At 57.8% G+C, this 17,545-nt stretch carries 12 protein-coding genes; 6 read left to right on the top strand and 6 right to left on the bottom strand.

Translation table 11 applies throughout. The annotated features are described in order from the left end of the window. Nucleotides 1-56: 56 nt before the first annotated feature. The gene (locus ACOTXC_RS07670; RefSeq protein WP_023306669.1) at nucleotides 57-506 is read right to left on the bottom strand and encodes a DUF2919 domain-containing protein; all 450 of its coding nucleotides are present in this window, start codon (nucleotides 504-506) and stop codon (nucleotides 57-59) included. Continuing rightward, nucleotides 493-918, bottom strand: a complete 426-nt coding sequence (locus tag ACOTXC_RS07675; protein WP_003861292.1) for a GNAT family acetyltransferase — start codon at nucleotides 916-918, stop codon at nucleotides 493-495. The genes ACOTXC_RS07670 and ACOTXC_RS07675 overlap by 14 nt, the downstream gene beginning before the upstream one ends. A gap of 212 nt (nucleotides 919-1,130) precedes the next feature. On the opposite strand from ACOTXC_RS07675, the gene amiA reads away from it, so the two are divergent. Together amiA and hemF are read left to right on the top strand one after the other, a co-directional pair. Further along, entirely contained in the window at nucleotides 1,131-2,006 is an 876-nt protein-coding gene (amiA, locus tag ACOTXC_RS07680) for an N-acetylmuramoyl-L-alanine amidase AmiA (protein WP_023306670.1), read from the top strand. Beyond that, the gene (hemF, locus tag ACOTXC_RS07685) at nucleotides 2,006-2,905 is read left to right on the top strand and encodes an oxygen-dependent coproporphyrinogen oxidase (protein WP_022648957.1); all 900 of its coding nucleotides are present in this window, start codon (nucleotides 2,006-2,008) and stop codon (nucleotides 2,903-2,905) included. Before amiA ends, hemF begins: the two co-directional genes overlap by 1 nt. Before the next feature lie 114 nt (nucleotides 2,906-3,019). On the opposite strand, the gene maeB is transcribed toward hemF, so the two are convergent. Continuing rightward, nucleotides 3,020-5,299, bottom strand: a complete 2,280-nt coding sequence (gene maeB / locus ACOTXC_RS07690; protein ID WP_023300666.1) for an NADP-dependent oxaloacetate-decarboxylating malate dehydrogenase — start codon at nucleotides 5,297-5,299, stop codon at nucleotides 3,020-3,022. A gap of 286 nt (nucleotides 5,300-5,585) precedes the next feature. Between maeB and tal the strand changes: the two genes are divergently transcribed. Then, the gene (gene tal / locus ACOTXC_RS07695) at nucleotides 5,586-6,536 is read left to right on the top strand and encodes a transaldolase (RefSeq protein ID WP_022648959.1); all 951 of its coding nucleotides are present in this window, start codon (nucleotides 5,586-5,588) and stop codon (nucleotides 6,534-6,536) included. A 19-nt stretch (nucleotides 6,537-6,555) separates the two neighbouring features. After that, nucleotides 6,556-8,544 carry a transketolase gene (gene tkt, locus ACOTXC_RS07700; protein WP_022648960.1) on the top strand — a complete coding sequence of 663 codons (1,989 nt, stop codon included), beginning with the start codon at nucleotides 6,556-6,558 and terminating at the stop codon, nucleotides 8,542-8,544. A gap of 81 nt (nucleotides 8,545-8,625) precedes the next feature. On the opposite strand, the gene ACOTXC_RS07705 is transcribed toward tkt, so the two are convergent. The 3 genes from ACOTXC_RS07705 to aegA form a co-directional block, all read right to left on the bottom strand. Beyond that, on the bottom strand, nucleotides 8,626-9,669 hold the full coding sequence (locus ACOTXC_RS07705; RefSeq protein ID WP_023306673.1) for a DUF1176 domain-containing protein: 1,044 nt from the start codon (nucleotides 9,667-9,669) through the stop codon (nucleotides 8,626-8,628). A 109-nt stretch (nucleotides 9,670-9,778) separates the two neighbouring features. Beyond that, nucleotides 9,779-10,369, bottom strand: coding sequence for a GDP-mannose pyrophosphatase NudK (nudK, locus tag ACOTXC_RS07710; RefSeq protein WP_022648962.1), 591 nt, complete (start codon nucleotides 10,367-10,369; stop codon nucleotides 9,779-9,781). A 67-nt stretch (nucleotides 10,370-10,436) separates the two neighbouring features. Next, nucleotides 10,437-12,413 carry a formate-dependent uric acid utilization protein AegA gene (aegA, locus tag ACOTXC_RS07715; protein WP_074143517.1) on the bottom strand — a complete coding sequence of 659 codons (1,977 nt, stop codon included), beginning with the start codon at nucleotides 12,411-12,413 and terminating at the stop codon, nucleotides 10,437-10,439. A 152-nt stretch (nucleotides 12,414-12,565) separates the two neighbouring features. On the opposite strand from aegA, the gene narQ reads away from it, so the two are divergent. Further along, complete coding sequence (gene narQ, locus ACOTXC_RS07720; RefSeq protein ID WP_421767539.1) at nucleotides 12,566-14,260, top strand: nitrate/nitrite two-component system sensor histidine kinase NarQ; 1,695 nt, start codon at nucleotides 12,566-12,568, stop codon at nucleotides 14,258-14,260. A gap of 141 nt (nucleotides 14,261-14,401) precedes the next feature. Continuing rightward, nucleotides 14,402-17,515: a multidrug efflux RND transporter permease AcrD gene (gene acrD, locus ACOTXC_RS07725; protein WP_022648965.1), complete on the top strand. Its 3,114-nt coding sequence runs from the start codon at nucleotides 14,402-14,404 to the stop codon at nucleotides 17,513-17,515. Nucleotides 17,516-17,545 lie beyond the last annotated feature (30 nt).

Raw genomic sequence — 17,545 nt, forward strand, 5'->3', positions numbered from 1 at the left:
TCCTTACGTAGTAAATCAACGCTTGTTGGAGTGCAGTATCGGCAAAAAGTGCCGTTTTAATCTGGCTCTTGCGTAAAACAGGCGCGTAAACGGGGATTCGTGACCAGCCACAGCAGCGCGACAATATCCGCCACCACCAGTGCAATCCCGATACCCGAAAGCGGCTCGCCGTACAGCCAGAGCAAGGGTTGCCAGACCAGAAGCACAAACTGCGCCAGGATCAACAGCCAGCGAAGCGCGCGCCAGAAGCGCGGAATGGCTTGCCGCCGTCCGCTGCACAGAAACGCTAGGACCGCCGGTACGCCCGGCAGTAACCCCAGCCAGAACGCATCGTGATCGGGATAAAAGAGATTCAGTAACGTATCGCCCTGCCCGCGCGACGCGCCAGCCATCACGAACAGCACCCAGGTGCGGGCCTGCAACAGCAGAACGCACCAGAACAAAAAAGGCAGACGCAGACGACCGTGAACGTCGTAGTCGCCAGGGTGGAACTCAGTACTCTTCATCTTCGATCAGGCGCTTACCCAGCGTCAGTACATCCGCGTGCTCGTAGCCCAGACGTTCATACATGCCCAGCACCACGTCGTTATCTTCCCGGACCATAATCTGGATTTTCGGGCAGCCACGGGCGATCAGTTTCTTTTCCAGACGGTTAAGCAGCGCGTTGGCGATGCCGCGCGCGCGGTATTCCGGGTGCACGCCCAGATAGTAGGCCGAGCCGCGGTGGCCGTCGTACCCACCCATCACCGTCCCGACCACTTCGCCGTTGACCTCAGCGACCAGAAACAGACTGACGTCGTGATTCACCTTCCGTTCGATGTCCATTTCCGGATCGTTCCACGGACGCAGCAGATCGCAGCGCTCCCAAAGGGTGATCACCTCTTCGAAATCTTCCTGGCGAAAAACGCGTATCTCCATGGTATTAACCGCCTTTTCGGGTTTAAAAACAGTGATTATGGCGTGAACAGGGCGTTTAGCCAATAACCGGGGAAAAACTCGCCAAAATTTGGCATAATGTCACTTTGTCACGTATTGAAATGAAAAGTAAAACAATTCTCAATAAGGACTGTCGTAACGGGAAACACGATACGATATAACACCAGGACCCCAATTTTTACAATTCAGGCCGCATGAGCACATTCAAACCATTAAAAGCACTCACATCGCGTCGTCAGGTTCTCAAAGCGGGGCTGGCGGCCTTAACGTTATCGGGTATCGCAAAGCAGGCTCAGGCAAAAGAAGAGAGCACGCTTAAAACCAGTAACGGACACAGCAAGCCGAAAACCAAAAAAGCTGGCGCAAAGCGTCTGGTCATGCTCGATCCGGGCCACGGCGGGATCGACACCGGCGCCATTGGCCGAAACGGGTCGAAAGAAAAACACGTCGTGCTGGCAATTGCAAAAAATGTACGCGCAATTTTACGCAGTAACGGTATTGACGCCCGCCTGACGCGCACGGGCGACACGTTTATCCCGCTGTACGATCGCGTGGAGATTGCCCACAAGCACGGCGCAGATCTGTTTATGTCCATTCACGCGGATGGCTTCACAAACCCTTCCGCCGCAGGCGCCTCGGTATTTGCGCTCTCCAACCGTGGCGCCAGTAGCGCCATGGCGAAATACCTCTCCGATCGCGAAAACCGGGCGGATGAAGTGGCCGGGAAAAAAGCCACCGACAAAGACCATCTGTTACAGCAGGTTCTGTTCGATCTCGTGCAGACCGATACCATCAAAAACAGCCTGACGCTCGGCTCGCATATCCTCAAACGGATTAAACCCGTGCACCGTCTGCACAGTAAAAGCACCGAGCAGGCCGCGTTTGTGGTGCTGAAGTCACCGTCTATTCCGTCCGTGCTGGTGGAAACCTCGTTCATTACCAACCCGGAAGAAGAGCGTTTACTCGGCACTAAGGCGTTTCGTCAGAAGATCGCGAACGCCATCGCCTCCGGGGTCATCAGTTATTTCAACTGGTTCGATAATCAAAAAGCGCACTCCAGGAAACGTTGATGAAACCGAATGCACAGCTGGTCAAAACTTTCCTGATGCAGCTCCAGGACGCGATTTGCCAGAAACTGACCGCCGCAGACGGCGGTGAATTCCAGGAAGACACCTGGCAGCGCGAAGCGGGCGGCGGCGGGCGCAGCCGCGTGCTGCGTAACGGCGGTATTTTTGAACAGGCCGGGGTCAACTTCTCCCACGTCCACGGTGATGCAATGCCAGCGTCCGCCACGGCGCATCGGCCTGAACTGGCGGGCCGCAGCTTCGAGGCGATGGGCGTATCGCTGGTGGTGCATCCGCATAACCCGTTTGTGCCAACCAGCCACGCCAACGTGCGCTTTTTCATCGCGGAAAAACCGGGAGCCGATCCGGTCTGGTGGTTTGGCGGCGGTTTCGACTTAACGCCTTACTATGGCTTTAAAGAGGACGCCGTGCACTGGCACACCACCGCGCGCGACCTCTGTCTGCCGTTTGGCGAAGACGTTTACCCGAAATACAAAAAGTGGTGCGATGACTATTTTTATCTGAAGCACCGCGACGAGCAGCGCGGCATCGGCGGGCTGTTCTTTGACGATCTCAATACCCCGGATTTTGATACCGCGTTCAGCTTTATGCGCGCGGTGGGTGAAGGCTTTACCGACGCCTATCTTCCGATTGTCGAACGCCGCAAAGACACCGACTACGGCGTGCGCGAGCGTGAGTTCCAGCTCTACCGTCGCGGGCGCTATGTGGAGTTTAATCTGGTGTGGGATCGCGGGACGCTGTTTGGCCTGCAAACCGGCGGGCGCACGGAGTCCATTCTGATGTCGATGCCGCCGCTGGTGCGCTGGGAATACAGCTACGCGCCAAAAGAAGGCAGCCCGGAGGCTGCCTTGAGTGAGTTTATTAAGGTTCGGGACTGGGTTTAACCCTTACCCCTCACCCCGGCCCTCTCCCCAAAGGGGCGAGGGTGAAAAGACGGCTCAGAGCAGTCCCCTCTCCCCTATGGGGAGAGGGTTAGGGTGAGGGGCGAGGGCAATAAATTACAGCGGCTGCGTCTGCGCCTCAACCACCGCCAGCGCCACCATGTTGACGATACGACGCACGGAGGCAATCGGCGTTAACACATGTACCGGTTTTGACACCCCCATCAGTACCGGCCCTACGGTCACCCCTTCAGAACTCGACACGCGCAGCAGGTTGTAGCTGATACGCGCCGCTTCCACGTTCGGCATAATCAGCACGTTCGCCGAGCCTTTCAGCGGGCTGTCCGGCATACGTTCATTACGAATACTCTCCACCAGCGCGGCGTCGCCGTGCATCTCGCCGTCGATCATCAGCTCCGGCGCACGCTCGCGCACCAGGTCCAGCGTCTGGCGCATTTTGCACGCCGCTGCGGATTTGGATGACCCGAAGTTTGAGTGCGACAGCAGCGCCACTTTCGGCTCGATACCAAAGCGGCGCACGGTTTCCGCCGCCATCACGGTGATTTCCGCCAGTTCGTCCGGGGAGGGATCGTCGTTGACGTAGGTATCGGCGATAAAGGTGTTACCGCTTGGCAACAGCAGCGCGTTCATTGCGCCGGCAGTATGGACGCCCTCGCGATAGCCGAAGATCTCCTGTACCACGCTGAAATGCTCATGGTACTCGCCGATGGTGCCGCAGATCAGCGCATCCGCCTCACCGCGATGAACCATGATCGCGCCGATCACCGTGGTGTTGCTGATCACCGCCCGCTGCGCCTGCTCCTGGGTGATCCCGCGACGCTTCATGATCGAATAGTATTCGTTCCAGTACTCTTTGAAGCGCGGATCGGATTCGTTGTTAACGATCTCAAAGTCCACGCCCGGCTTTATTTGCAGGCCGAGCTTCTGAATACGCATCTCGATCACGCTCGGACGACCAATCAGGATCGGTTTCGCCAGCCCTAAGGTGATCAGCTCCTGCGTGGCATGCAGCACGCGCGCCTCTTCCCCTTCCGCCAGCACCACGCGCTTCGCGTCGGCGCGCGCCTGGGAGAAGATCGGCTTCATAAACAGGTTGGTTTTGTAAACGAACTCGGTGAGTTTATCGACGTAGGCATCGAAATCTTCAATCGGCCGCGTCGCCACGCCGGAGTCCATCGCCGCTTTGGCCACCGCTGGCGCGATCTTCACGATCAGACGCGGGTCAAATGGTTTAGGGATGATGTAGTCGGGGCCGAAGCTCAGATCCTGATCGCCGTAGGCGGAGGCCACCACTTCGCTCTGCTCGGCGTGCGCCAGCTCTGCGATAGCATGAACGGCGGCCAGCTTCATCTCTTCGTTGATCGCCGTGGCGCCGACGTCCAGCGCCCCGCGGAAGATGAACGGGAAGCAGAGCACGTTGTTCACCTGGTTCGGGTAGTCCGAACGTCCGGTGCAGATGATAGCGTCTTCACGCACCGCCTTCGCCAGCGGCGGCAGAATTTCCGGCTCCGGGTTCGCCAGGGCCAGGATCATTGGCGCGCGCGCCATCTTCTGCACCATCTCCTGGGTCAGCACTTTCGGGCCTGAACAGCCGAGGAAAATGTCAGCACCGTCAATCACGTCTTCAAGCGTGCGCTTGCCGTCGTCTTCCACCGCATAGGCCGCCTTGGTTTCCGCCATGTTTGGCTCGCGGTCTTTGTAGATCACGCCCTTGGAGTCGCAGACCACAATATTGTGCTTCTGCATGCCCAGCGCCACCAGCAGGTTCATACAGGCGATGGCCGCGGCGCCTGCGCCGGAGACCACCATGCGCACGTCGGAGAGATTTTTCTCTACCACGCGCAGGCCGTTCAGAATGGCGGCGGTACTGATAATCGCCGTGCCGTGCTGGTCGTCATGAAACACGGGAATGTTCATACGCTCGCGCAGCTTCTGCTCGATATAGAAACATTCCGGCGCTTTGATGTCTTCCAGGTTGATGCCGCCGAAGGTCGGCTCCAGCGCCGCCACCACGTTGATGAATTTATCCGGATCCAGTTCGTCCACTTCGATATCGAAGACGTCGATACCGGCAAATTTCTTAAACAGAACGCCCTTCCCTTCCATCACCGGCTTACCAGCCAGCGCACCGATGTTCCCTAACCCCAGCACCGCCGTACCGTTAGAGATAACGGCCACCAGGTTGCCGCGCGCAGTGTATTTGTACGCTGCCAGCGGATCTTTTTCGATTTCCAGACACGGAGCAGCCACGCCCGGCGAGTAGGCCAGCGCCAGATCGCGCTGGGTCGCCAGCGGTTTGGTCGGGGATACCTGGATTTTACCCGGAACAGGAAACTCGTGAAAATCGAGAGCGCTTTGTTTTAACTGATCATCCATCTTGTTATTCCTTTCACGTTTCGGTCAAAAAGGGTGATGTCGACGTTCCTATGCACACCCTGGTGTGCCGCATAGTATCGCCGCAGGCAGGCTCCTAAACTTTGAAGGCTGCCAAACTCTCACCATTGCAGAATAAAAATTGTTATCAATTTATAACAGCCATGTTACCCGTCTCAGAAAGCAATGCCTCCCCCGTCTGCTATGCTTTTTTGTTAAGTCCATCATGATTTTCTCAGAAGTGTGAACTAACGCACTCGACTAACTCTTTTATTTCCAAGGAGTAATTATGAACCAGCTAGACGGCATCAAACAATTTACCACCGTGGTTGCAGACAGCGGCGACATCGAGTCGATTCGTCACTACCAGCCGGAAGACGCGACCACCAATCCCTCTCTGCTACTCAAGGCGGCCGGTCTTGCGCACTTTAGTCATCTGATTGATGACGCCCTTGCCTACGGCAAACAGCGCGGGAAAACGCAGGAACAGCAGGTCGCCGAAGCCAGCGACAAGCTGGCGGTCAATATCGGTGCGGAAATTCTTAAAAGCATACCGGGGCGCGTCTCTACCGAAGTGGACGCCCGCCTCTCGTTCGACCAGGAAAAAAGCATTAACAAGGCCCGCCGCATAGTGGAACTCTACCAGGAGCAGGGGATCGATAAGTCACGCATTCTGATCAAGCTTGCGTCTACCTGGGAAGGCATCCGCGCGGCGGAAGTGCTGGAGAAAGAGGGGATCCACTGCAACCTGACGCTACTGTTCTCCTTCGCCCAGGCGCGTGCCTGCGCCGAAGCGGGCGTGTTCCTGATTTCACCGTTTGTCGGGCGTATCTACGACTGGTATCAGGCGAAACAGCCAATGGATCCGTACGTGGTGGAAGAAGATCCTGGCGTAAAATCGGTGCGTAATATCTACGATTATTACAAGCAGCATCGCTACGAGACCATCGTGATGGGGGCCAGCTTCCGCCGCACCGAGCAGATCCTGGCGCTCGCGGGCTGTGACCGTCTGACCATCTCTCCTGACCTGCTGAAAAAGCTTCAGGAGAGTGAAGAGACGGTGATCCGCAAGCTGGTACCGACCTCTACCGTTCTGCCAAAACCGAAACCCATGACCGAAGCGGAATTCCGCTGGGAGCACAATCAGGATCCAATGGCCGTGGAAAAACTGGCAGATGGCATCCGCCAGTTCGCCGTCGACCAGCGCAAACTCGAAGATCTTCTCGCCGCCAAACTTTAACCTTGCCACGGAGTGAACTATGTCCCGTAAAGAGCTCGCCAACGCCATTCGCGCCCTCAGCATGGATGCCGTACAAAAAGCCAATTCCGGCCACCCTGGCGCCCCCATGGGTATGGCTGATATTGCCGAAGTGCTGTGGAACGACTTCCTGAAGCACAACCCGACCGATCCGACCTGGTACGATCGCGACCGTTTTATTCTCTCCAACGGTCATGCCTCGATGCTGCTCTACAGCCTGCTGCACCTCTCCGGTTACGATCTGCCGCTTGAGGAGTTAAAAAACTTCCGCCAGCTGCACTCCAAAACGCCGGGCCACCCGGAGATCGGCTATACGCCGGGTGTTGAAACCACTACCGGCCCGCTGGGCCAGGGGCTGGCGAATGCTGTCGGCCTGGCGATTGCAGAGCGTACGCTGGCCGCGCAGTTCAACCAGCCCGACCACGAGATTGTCGATCACTACACCTATGTCTTTATGGGTGATGGCTGCCTGATGGAGGGGATCTCCCACGAGGTCTGCTCGCTGGCGGGCACCCTGGGGCTGGGCAAGCTGATTGGCTTCTACGATCACAACGGTATCTCCATTGACGGGGAAACCGAGGGCTGGTTTACCGACGACACGGCAAAACGCTTTGAAGCCTATCACTGGCACGTGGTGCACGAAATCGACGGTCACGATCCTGAGGCGGTGAAAAAAGCGATTCAGGAAGCGCAGAGTGTAAAGGACAAACCGTCCCTGATCGTCTGCCGCACCACCATCGGCTTCGGCTCGCCGAACAAAGCGGGTAAAGAAGAGGCGCACGGCGCGGCGCTGGGTGAAGAGGAAGTGGCGCTGACCCGCCAGAAACTGGGCTGGAAACACCCGGCCTTTGAGATCCCAAAAGAGATCTACAGGGCCTGGGATGCTCGCGAAACAGGTGAAAAAGCGCAGCAGGCCTGGAACGAGAAGTTTGCTGCCTACAAAAAAGCGTATCCGGAGCTGGCGGCCGAATTTAACCGCCGCATGAGCGGTGGCCTGCCGGAAGACTGGGAAGAGAAAACTCAGGCGCTGATTGAAAACCTGCAATCTAACCCGGCGAAAATTGCCACCCGTAAGGCGTCACAAAACACCCTGAACGCGATTGGCCCTGTCCTGCCCGAACTGCTGGGCGGCTCGGCGGATCTGGCGCCAAGTAACCTCACCATCTGGTCTGGCTCTAAATCCCTGAAGGAAGACATTGCCGGGAACTATATCCACTACGGCGTGCGCGAGTTCGGGATGACCGCCATTGCCAACGGTATCGCCCACCATGGCGGCTTCGTGCCGTACACCGCCACCTTCCTGATGTTTGTCGAATATGCCCGTAACGCGGCGCGTATGGCGGCCCTGATGAAGGCGCGGCAAATCATGGTGTATACCCACGACTCCATCGGACTGGGTGAAGATGGGCCGACGCACCAGGCGGTAGAGCAGCTGGCGAGCCTGCGCCTGACGCCAAACTTCAGCACCTGGCGTCCGTGCGATCAGGTTGAAGCGGCTGTGGGCTGGAAGCTGGCCGTAGAGCGCCATAACGGACCCACAGCGCTGATCCTGTCGCGCCAGAACCTGGCGCAGATCGAGCGCACGCCGGAGCAGGTGAAAAATATCGCCCGCGGCGGGTACATCCTGAAAGACAGCGGCGGTAAGCCGGACGTGATCCTGATTGCCACCGGTTCAGAGGTGGAAATCACGGTAAAAGCGGCCGAGAAACTGACCGCCGAGGGTCACGCGGTGCGCGTGGTTTCCCTGCCTTCAACGGATATCTTTGATGCCCAGGATGAGGCGTACCGCGAATCGGTGCTGCCTTCAAACGTCGCGGCGCGCGTGGCGGTTGAAGCTGGCATTGCCGACTACTGGTACAAATATGTGGGTCTGAAAGGGGCGATTGTCGGCATGAAGGGTTACGGTGAATCCGCCCCGGCCGATAAGCTGTTCCCGTACTTCGGCTTTACCGTTGAGAATGTGGTGGAGAAGGCGCTGAGCGTGCTGTAGTGCAGTCTTCGTGCCCGGTGGCGGCTACGCCTTACCGGGCCTACAAATCGCTAAAACGTAGGCCCGGTAAGCGACAGCGCCCTACCTTGTGATCCACAGCGTGGGCCAGGCATCTGGCCCATTCCAGTTATCGCAGCTTGGCTCTTCCGCGTAGCGCACCAGGCGGAAGCGCTGGCCGTTAAAACGCCAGCGGGTCTGGATCCCACAGTCGCCAATCCCGCGTCCCAGTGCCAGCGTGGTCAGCTCGCGCGTTTTTTCATCGAAGCTGGCATTCATCAGCTCCATGTCGCTACTCTGGCTGGAAGGGGTAAACGGCAGGCGCAATCTCACGCTTCTGGCAGCAAACGGTTTTTTACGCGACACCAGCCACGCCAGATCGACGGTGTTGTACGCCCCCGCCTCACAGCTGATGATCATCAGCGCTTTGTCATCGGTCAACGCGGTCACGCGCACTTCACGCCGGTTCGGATCGAGGGAGCACTGGCTGTGGTTCATGCGCCAGGTACCGTAATCCAGCAGATCGTTAAGTTCGTTATGCGTCAGCGGCGTTGGCGTGGGGTTCACCACTGCCACCTTTTTTAATGCCGGCGCAGGCGGCACGCTCAGCGGTGGACTATCTCCTTTTTTAATCCATGCCGTTTCACTTCCGACGCGTTTTTGCTGGGCATCAATAAACAGCAGCGCCGCTTTCAGACCGGCCAGAGAGATTGTCTGCTTCCCCCCGCGCAGGGTCAGCGCCTGCCCCTCCTGAATGGTTTTCAGAAACGTGGTGATGGTGCCCGTATCGTCTGTTTTAAGATGCCAGGGGGTTAACTGCCAGTGTTGCGACGTGAGCTGAAGCGGCACATTGTCGAGCAGCAGGCGCGGGGCAATGTCAGGCTCTTTCACCGGAGGCGTCGAAAGACCGCCGAGATCGATGCGCAGGCTGGCGTCCGTTTTTGCCCCCGCACTGCGGCTCAGCGTCATGACCAGACCGCGATGCTCGCCGGTGTTGCGCGCTACGCAGAAATTCTGGTTATTGCAGGTCACCTGCCAGTCTGAAAAAGACTGCTGCGCAGGCGCAGCCCACACCAAAGGTGCGGGAAGCACGCAAATGAAGAAGAGAAAAATAACGCAGTAGCGCATGAACGGCACAGCCCCGGAAACGAATAGGTCAATCTGGGGCGTATCTTCGTGCCCTGGGCGGGCTGGCTCAATCGGATTTATCGGATAGATTTATCTGAAATACAACTTATCACGCTACCGACGCAGCATTCATCAAACCGCTGGTTTGCAGATACTGCAACAGGATCACCGCTTTACCGTCGCGGATCTCGCCGCTTTTCACCATGTCGACAGCCTGAGCGAAAGGCATTTCCAGCACTTCAATGTCTTCATCGTCCACGCCACCGCCCCGGTGCGTGCGCTGGGCATCGGTGTACTCCGCAATGAAGAAGTGAACCAGCTCGGTAACCCCGCCAGGGGACATAAACAGCTCAAAGACTTTCTGCACCGCCCCCACCTCAAAGCCCGTCTCTTCAATGGCTTCTTTGCGGATACACACTTCCGGCTCATCGTCGTCCAGCAGACCTGCACAGGTTTCAATCAGACGTCCGTCCGCGTTGCCATTGACCCATGTCGCGATGCGAAACTGGCGGATCAGCACCACGCTTTGCTTTTCACGGTTATACAGCAGAATGGTTGCACCATTGCCCCGGTCGTAGACTTCGCGTTTATGGCGAATGACGTCCCCGCTCTTACGGGTGAGATCGTAAGTGATGTTACGCAGGACAAAGTAATTTTCAGAAAGGATTTTGTCTTTAATAACGGTAATGTTCAGGGACATACGGGCTCCACGGCAAAATGAGTCTGTTTATACTACGCCGTGATGCCCGCTTTGTCGCCCGTCTGCGTTAATGCATATTGCGCGGCGGCACGCCAAGCCAGTCCATGATCCCCTGCGCGGCATGGCGCCCTTCCGCCATCGCGGTGACCACCAGATCCGCACCACGTACCGCATCACCGCCAGCAAAAATCTGCGGATTCGAGGTCTGGTAACGATAACGGCTCTCCACGGAGGCCCTGATGCGCCCCCAGTCGTCGGTGTCGACGCCCTGCGCCTGAAGCCACGGCATGGCGTGCGGATTAAACCCAAACGCCATGATCACCGCATCCGCTGGCATGACAAACTCACTGCCCGCCACCGGGACAGGACGACGCCGCCCCTGCGCATCCGGCTCGCCCAGACGGGTGCGCAGCATCCGGATACCCTTGACCTTCCCGTCGGTATCCAGCGTGAGCTCAACCGGCTGGACATTAAATTCAAACGCCGCGCCCTCTTCTTTCGCGTTTTTAACCTCTTTCTTTGAGCCCGGCATGTTGGCCTCGTCCCGCCGATAGGCGCAGGTTACTTTCGCCGCGCCATGTCGCAGCGCGGTGCGCACGCAGTCCATCGCCGTATCGCCCCCGCCCAGCACCACCACGTTTAACCCCTGCGTGTCAATAAACGGCTCGTCTGCGGCAGGATCAAGGCCCATCACATTCCGCGTATTTGCCACTAAAAACGGCAGCGCGTCGTACACGCCCGGCGCGTCTTCATGAGGGATACCTGCTTTCATGGAACGATAGGTCCCTACGCCGATGAACAGGGCATCGTAGTCGTTTTGCAGTTGGGCCATCGACACGTCTTTTCCCACCTCGCAGTTCAGCTCGAAGCGGATACCCATCGCGCTGAATATCTCTCTGCGCCGCGCTAACAGGGATTTATCCAGCTTGAAGGCCGGAATACCAAAGGTCAGCAATCCGCCGATTTCTGGATGGCGATCGTAGACCGTCACACCGATGCCGCTGCGCACCAGTACGTCGGCACAGGCCAGCCCTGCCGGACCGGCACCAATGATGGCGACGCGCTTACCGACCGGTGTAACGTGGCTGACGTCCGGCGTCCAGCCCATCGCCAGCGCCCGATCCGAGATATATCGTTCGATATTACCGATGGTTACCGCCCCTGACGCATCCCGCAGGGTGCAGGCGCCTTCACATAATCGATCCTGTGGACAGACGCGGCCGGTAATTTCCGGTAAACAGTTAGTCTGGTGAGAAAGCTCAGCCGCACCGATGATATCCCCCGCCCTGATCCGCTCAATCCACTGCGGAATATGGTTATGCAGCGGGCAGGTCCACTCGCAAATGCTGTGGTCGCCACATTTCAGGCACCGGGATGCTTCGCGCTGCGCCTGTTCCGGGCGAAACGGCAAGTAGATCTCGTTAAAATGGCCGGCGCGCGCGTCGGGGCTGAGCTTATCCGGCTCACCGCGCGCCGGGGTGTTTTGCATCTGTTGCCGTTTGGTTTGCGGAGGGGCTGATTGAACCGCCTCGCTGTGCCACGGCAGCGCGTCCAGCCTTGCGCTGCGCTGTCGGCGCTGTTTAACCAGCTTATCCAGCACGGCTGGGGTGGCGAGCGTAAGCACCTCCGCCGGGCAGTTTTCAACGCAGGCCGGGCCTTGCGGCCTTTCCAGGCAGAGGTCGCATTTGTGCGCCGAGGCCTTTACGCTGTCGTTTTCAAGCGGGGTGATCAGCATGTCCATCGTGCCAAACGGGCAGGCCACCACGCAGGCTTTACAGCCAATGCATTTTTGTTGATTGACCTGTACGCTGTCGCTGTGTTGCGTGATGGCTCCGTTCGGGCAGCTTTGCGCGCAGGGCGCATTTTCACAGTGGTGGCAGGTCACTGGGCTTTTTCGCAAGCCAGAGGTAAGGACCGTAATGCGGGGATGAAAATGGCGCTCGCTCAGCGCGTGCTGCTCCCCGTTGTGCGCCATCACACAGGCAACTTCGCAGGCGCGACAACCGATACACTGTTGAGCGTTGGCCATAATAAAACGATTCATAACAACACCTGTTTTTGGTTCAATAACCTTATTCTTTATATTGTTATCGTATTTACCCACAGTGGCATGGCGACGCAATGTTCAAATGCCCAGGAAGGCGAACTATTTCCAGTGAACCTGTGGCAGATCAATTTAATTCAGGAAGCTGATGAGTGACCGTTAAACGCCCCGTATCGGGAAGCCTGGCTCGGGCTTTCTTTTCGATGATTGTCTTGTCCGTTCTGATCAGCGCCATTGCGCTGGTTACACTCGCCAGCAGCCAGCGCGACGCCGAGGCGATTAACATCGCCGGATCGCTGCGCATGCAGAGCTACCGCCTGGGCTACGAAATGCAGCGCGCCAGCCCGTCACTGGCAGAGCACCGCGCGGTCTGGCAGAAAACGCTGAGCGCGCCTGCGTTGCAGAAGCTAAACCGCTGGTATGTGCCAGAGGACGTCAAACAGCGTTACCAGCAGTTGCAGCTTGGCTGGCAGGAGATGGACACGCGTATCGCCAGCGGCGATACCGGGTGGTATCAGAGCCACATAGAGGATTTCGTGGGCCGGATAGATGCCTTTGTGCTGGCGCTACAGCACTACACCGAACATAAGATTCAGCTGGTGATTTTCATGTCGCTGACGGGCGGCCTGGGCATCCTGCTGCTGGCGGTGATGACCCTGCGGCGCATCCGCCGTCAGGTTGTGCTGCCGCTGAATAATCTGGTGGCAGCGAGCGAGCGTATCGAACAGGGGCAGTTCGATACCCCCGCGCCGGATATTATGCTTCCCAACGAGCTGGGCCAGCTTTCCCGCGCCTTCAACCATATGTCGGCGGAATTACACACCCTGTACCGTTCCCTGGAGCACTCCGTTGCCGAAAAAACCCGCCACCTGAATGAAGCGCATCAGCAGCTCGAAATGCTGTTCAAATGCTCACAGGCGTTGAATACCGGGCAGATAGACAGCCACTGCTTCCGGCATATTTTGCAAATTGTGCATGACTATACGCAGATGAATTACCTGCAATTGCGCACCAGTGACGACTGGCAGCTTTACGAAGGACAGGAGTCCCCGGGTGAGAAAATGCACAATTTACCGGTATTAATGCAGGACACCCTGTACGGCGAACTGCGCTGGCAAAGCGCGACCGGGGATGTTCCGCTGCCGCTCATGGAAAGCGTGGCGACGATGCTGGGCCGGGGGCTCTATTTCAATCAGGCGCAGAAACATTATCAGCAGTTGCTGCTGATGGAAGAGCGCGCCACCATCGCGCGCGAGTTGCATGATTCGCTGGCGCAGGTGCTCTCCTATTTGCGTATTCAGCTTACGCTGCTGAAGCATGCCGTGCCGGGCGACAATGCCCCGGCGCAGACCATCATTACGGCCTTCTCCCGCGAGCTGAATAACGCCTGGCATCAGCTACGCGAGCTGCTCACCACCTTCCGCCTGACGCTCAACCACGCCAATCTTCCTGCCGCGCTACAGGAGTCTCTCGACGGTTTGCAAAGCCAGACCAGCGCGAAGCTGGTGCTTGACTGCCGTCTCTCATCGCTTGCGCTGGACGCGCAAAAACAGGTGCACCTCTTACAGATTGTGCGTGAGGCAGTGCTGAATGCGATTAAACATGCCGACGCCAGCGAGATTGTGGTCAGCTGCGTCACCACCGCGGACGGTACTCACACGGTCACGATCCGCGACAACGGTATTGGTATCGGCGACGCCAGTGAACCGCCGGGGCATTACGGGCTGAATATCATGCGCGAACGCGCGGGACGGCTCGGCGGAACATTACACTTTTCTCAGCCGCCACAGGGCGGTACACAGGTCAGCGTGACGTTCCGGACACCTGCGGCGCAGGCTGAAAAATAGCGGGAAAGAAGGCGCGCTGAAAAAAGCGCATGATAATTTACATTATCTCCTTTATTTCTCCACGTTTGACCTAGGCCTTACCGCTAAAGTTAGGCGGGCAATAAACAATAATGACGTGCAGCAAAACGAGGTCACATTTTAATGGCGAATTTTTTCATCGATCGCCCCATTTTTGCCTGGGTGCTAGCAATCCTGTTGTGTCTGACGGGTGTCCTGGCGATTACTTCCCTTCCTGTTGAGCAATACCCCGACCTCGCCCCCCCTAACGTGCGTATCACGGCGAACTACCCTGGCGCCTCGGCACAGACGCTGGAAAATACCGTCACGCAGGTTATCGAGCAGAACATGACGGGTCTTGATAACCTGATGTACATGTCCTCGCAGAGCAGCGCCACGGGCCAGGCGACGGTAACCCTGAGCTTTACGGCGGGCACGGATCCGGACGAAGCGGTGCAGCAGGTGCAAAACCAGCTGCAATCGGCCCTGCGTAAACTGCCTCAGGCGGTGCAGAACCAGGGGGTGACCGTGCGTAAGACCGGTGACACCAATATTTTGACCATCGCGTTTGTTTCAACCGATGGCTCGATGGATAAGCAGGACATCGCGGACTACGTCGCCAGTAATATTCAGGACCCGCTCAGCCGTATCAACGGCGTGGGTGATATCGACGCCTACGGCTCGCAGTATTCCATGCGTATCTGGCTGGATCCCAACAAGCTGAACAGCGTGCAGATGACCGCCAAAGATGTCACCGACGCCATCGAATCGCAGAACGCACAGATTGCCGTGGGGCAGCTCGGTGGTACGCCGTCCGTGGATAACCAGGCGCTTAACGCCACCATCAACTCCCAGTCGCTGCTCCAGACGCCTGAACAGTTCCGCAATATCACTCTGCGCGTGAATCAGGACGGTTCGGAAGTGCGTCTGGGGGATGTCGCCACCGTGGAAATGGGGGCGGAAAAATATGACTACCTGAGCCGCTTTAACGGCAATGCTGCGTCCGGCCTGGGGGTGAAACTGGCCTCCGGCGCTAACGAAATGGCGACCGCGCAGCGGGTGTTAGAGCGTCTGGATGAGCTGTCGCATTACTTCCCGCACGGACTGGAGTACAAAGTCGCCTACGAAACCACCTCATTCGTAAAAGCCTCCATCGAAGATGTGGTGAAAACCCTGCTCGAAGCTATCGCGCTGGTGTTCCTCGTGATGTACCTGTTCCTGCAAAACTTCCGCGCCACGCTGATCCCCACCATTGCGGTGCCGGTGGTGTTGCTGGGAACCTTTGCGGTGCTGTATGCCTTCGGTTACAGCATCAACACCCTGACCATGTTCGCCATGGTGCTGGCCATCGGCCTGCTGGTGGATGATGCCATCGTGGTGGTGGAAAACGTCGAGCGCATCATGAGCGAGGAAGGGCTTTCGCCCCGCGAGGCCACGCGTAAATCGATGGGGCAAATTCAGGGTGCGCTGGTCGGTATCGCCATGGTGCTGTCGGCGGTATTTATCCCGATGGCGTTTTTTGGCGGCACTACGGGCGCGATTTATCGCCAGTTCTCGATCACCATCGTCTCTGCGATGGTGCTCTCCGTACTGGTGGCGATGATCCTTACCCCTGCTCTGTGCTCGACGCTGCTCAAACCGCTGCATAAGGGCGAACACCACGGTCAAAAAGGCTTCTTCGGCTGGTTTAACCGCATGTTTAACCGAAATGCGGCGCGCTATGAAGCGGGCGTGGGTAAAGTACTGCACCGCAGCGTGCGCTGGATGGTGGTCTATGTCCTGCTGCTCGGCGGCATGGTCTTCTTATTCCTGCGGCTGCCAACCTCGTTCCTGCCGCTGGAAGATCGCGGCATGTTTATCACCTCCGTACAGTTACCGAGCGGCTCGACCCAGCAGCAGACCCTGAAAGTGGTGCAGAAGGTTGAGAACTACTTCCATACTCAGGAGAAGGATAACGTGGTCTCCGTCTTCTCCACCGTCGGCTCTGGCCCTGGCGGTAACGGGCAGAACGTGGCGCGTATGTTTGTGCGCCTGAAAGACTGGGACCAGCGCGACAGCGATAGCGGCTCCTCCTTTGCCATCATTGAACGTGCAACTAAAGCGTTCAACAAAATCAAGGAAGCGCGCGTTTTCGCCAGCAGCCCGCCCGCTATCAGTGGCCTGGGCAGCTCAGCCGGATTTGATATGGAGCTTCAGGATCACGCGGGTGCCGGGCATGACGCGTTGATGGCAGCTCGCGATAAACTGCTCGAGCTGGCCGGGAAAGATCCGCAGCTTACCCGCGTTCGTCATAACGGTCTGGATGACAGCCCTCAGCTACAGGTGGATATCGACCAGCGTAAAGCGCAGGCGCTGGGCGTCTCCATCGACGACATTAACGACACCCTGCAAACGGCATGGGGCTCAAGCTACGTGAATGACTTTATGGATCGCGGTCGCGTGAAAAAGGTCTACGTTCAGTCTGCTGCCAAATACCGCATGCTGCCGGACGATATCAACCGCTGGTATGTGCGCAATAACACCGGCGGCATGGTGCCGTTCTCGGCGTTTGCGACGTCACGCTGGGAGACCGGTTCGCCGCGTCTGGAGCGTTACAACGGCTATTCGGCGCTGGAGATTGTCGGTGAAGCCGCGCCTGGCGTCAGTACCGGTACTGCAATGGACATTATGGAAAAACTGGTTCAGCAGTTACCGACCGGCTTTGGCCTGGAGTGGACGGCGATGTCCTACCAGGAACGGCTTTCCGGCGCGCAGGCGCCTGCCCTGTATGCCCTTTCGCTGCTGGTGGTGTTCCTCTGCCTGGCGGCGCTGTATGAAAGCTGGTCAGTGCCGTTCTCGGTAATGCTGGTGGTGCCTCTCGGGGTCATCGGCGCGCTGCTGGCAACCTGGATGCGTGGCCTGGAAAACGATGTCTATTTCCAGGTCGGACTCCTCACCGTAATCGGATTGTCGGCGAAAAACGCCATTCTGATCGTCGAATTTGCCAATGAGATGAATGCCAAAGGTCACGAACTGATGGCCGCCACGCTGCACGCCTGTCGTCAGCGCCTGCGCCCGATCCTGATGACTTCTCTGGCGTTTGTGTTTGGCGTCCTGCCGATGGCCACCAGCTCCGGTGCAGGCTCCAGCAGCCAGCACGCGGTGGGAACGGGCGTTATGGGGGGAATGATTTCCGCGACGATTCTGGCTATCTATTTCGTACCGCTGTTCTTTGTGCTGATACGCCGTCGTTTCCCGCTGAAGGATAAGCCGGAATAACCCGTTGAAATAAAAAAAAGGCGGCTTTAC

Origin of the sequence: Enterobacter cloacae complex sp. IR5428, from assembly GCF_049238585.1 — a bacterium.
Taxonomy (GTDB): domain Bacteria; phylum Pseudomonadota; class Gammaproteobacteria; order Enterobacterales; family Enterobacteriaceae; genus Enterobacter; species Enterobacter intestinihominis.

What these genes read in the sequence shown, in the direction of transcription:
- ACOTXC_RS07670 (WP_023306669.1), bottom strand. Translation starts at nt 506, where the DNA reads ATGAAGAGTACTGAGTTCCACCCTGGCGACTACGACGTTCACGGTCGT.
- ACOTXC_RS07675 (WP_003861292.1), bottom strand. Translation starts at nt 918, where the DNA reads ATGGAGATACGCGTTTTTCGCCAGGAAGATTTCGAAGAGGTGATCACC.
- amiA (WP_023306670.1), top strand. Translation starts at nt 1,131, where the DNA reads ATGAGCACATTCAAACCATTAAAAGCACTCACATCGCGTCGTCAGGTT.
- hemF (WP_022648957.1), top strand. Translation starts at nt 2,006, where the DNA reads ATGAAACCGAATGCACAGCTGGTCAAAACTTTCCTGATGCAGCTCCAG.
- maeB (WP_023300666.1), bottom strand. Translation starts at nt 5,299, where the DNA reads ATGGATGATCAGTTAAAACAAAGCGCTCTCGATTTTCACGAGTTTCCT.
- tal (WP_022648959.1), top strand. Translation starts at nt 5,586, where the DNA reads ATGAACCAGCTAGACGGCATCAAACAATTTACCACCGTGGTTGCAGAC.
- tkt (WP_022648960.1), top strand. Translation starts at nt 6,556, where the DNA reads ATGTCCCGTAAAGAGCTCGCCAACGCCATTCGCGCCCTCAGCATGGAT.
- ACOTXC_RS07705 (WP_023306673.1), bottom strand. Translation starts at nt 9,669, where the DNA reads ATGCGCTACTGCGTTATTTTTCTCTTCTTCATTTGCGTGCTTCCCGCA.
- nudK (WP_022648962.1), bottom strand. Translation starts at nt 10,369, where the DNA reads ATGTCCCTGAACATTACCGTTATTAAAGACAAAATCCTTTCTGAAAAT.
- aegA (WP_074143517.1), bottom strand. Translation starts at nt 12,413, where the DNA reads ATGAATCGTTTTATTATGGCCAACGCTCAACAGTGTATCGGTTGTCGC.
- acrD (WP_022648965.1), top strand. Translation starts at nt 14,402, where the DNA reads ATGGCGAATTTTTTCATCGATCGCCCCATTTTTGCCTGGGTGCTAGCA.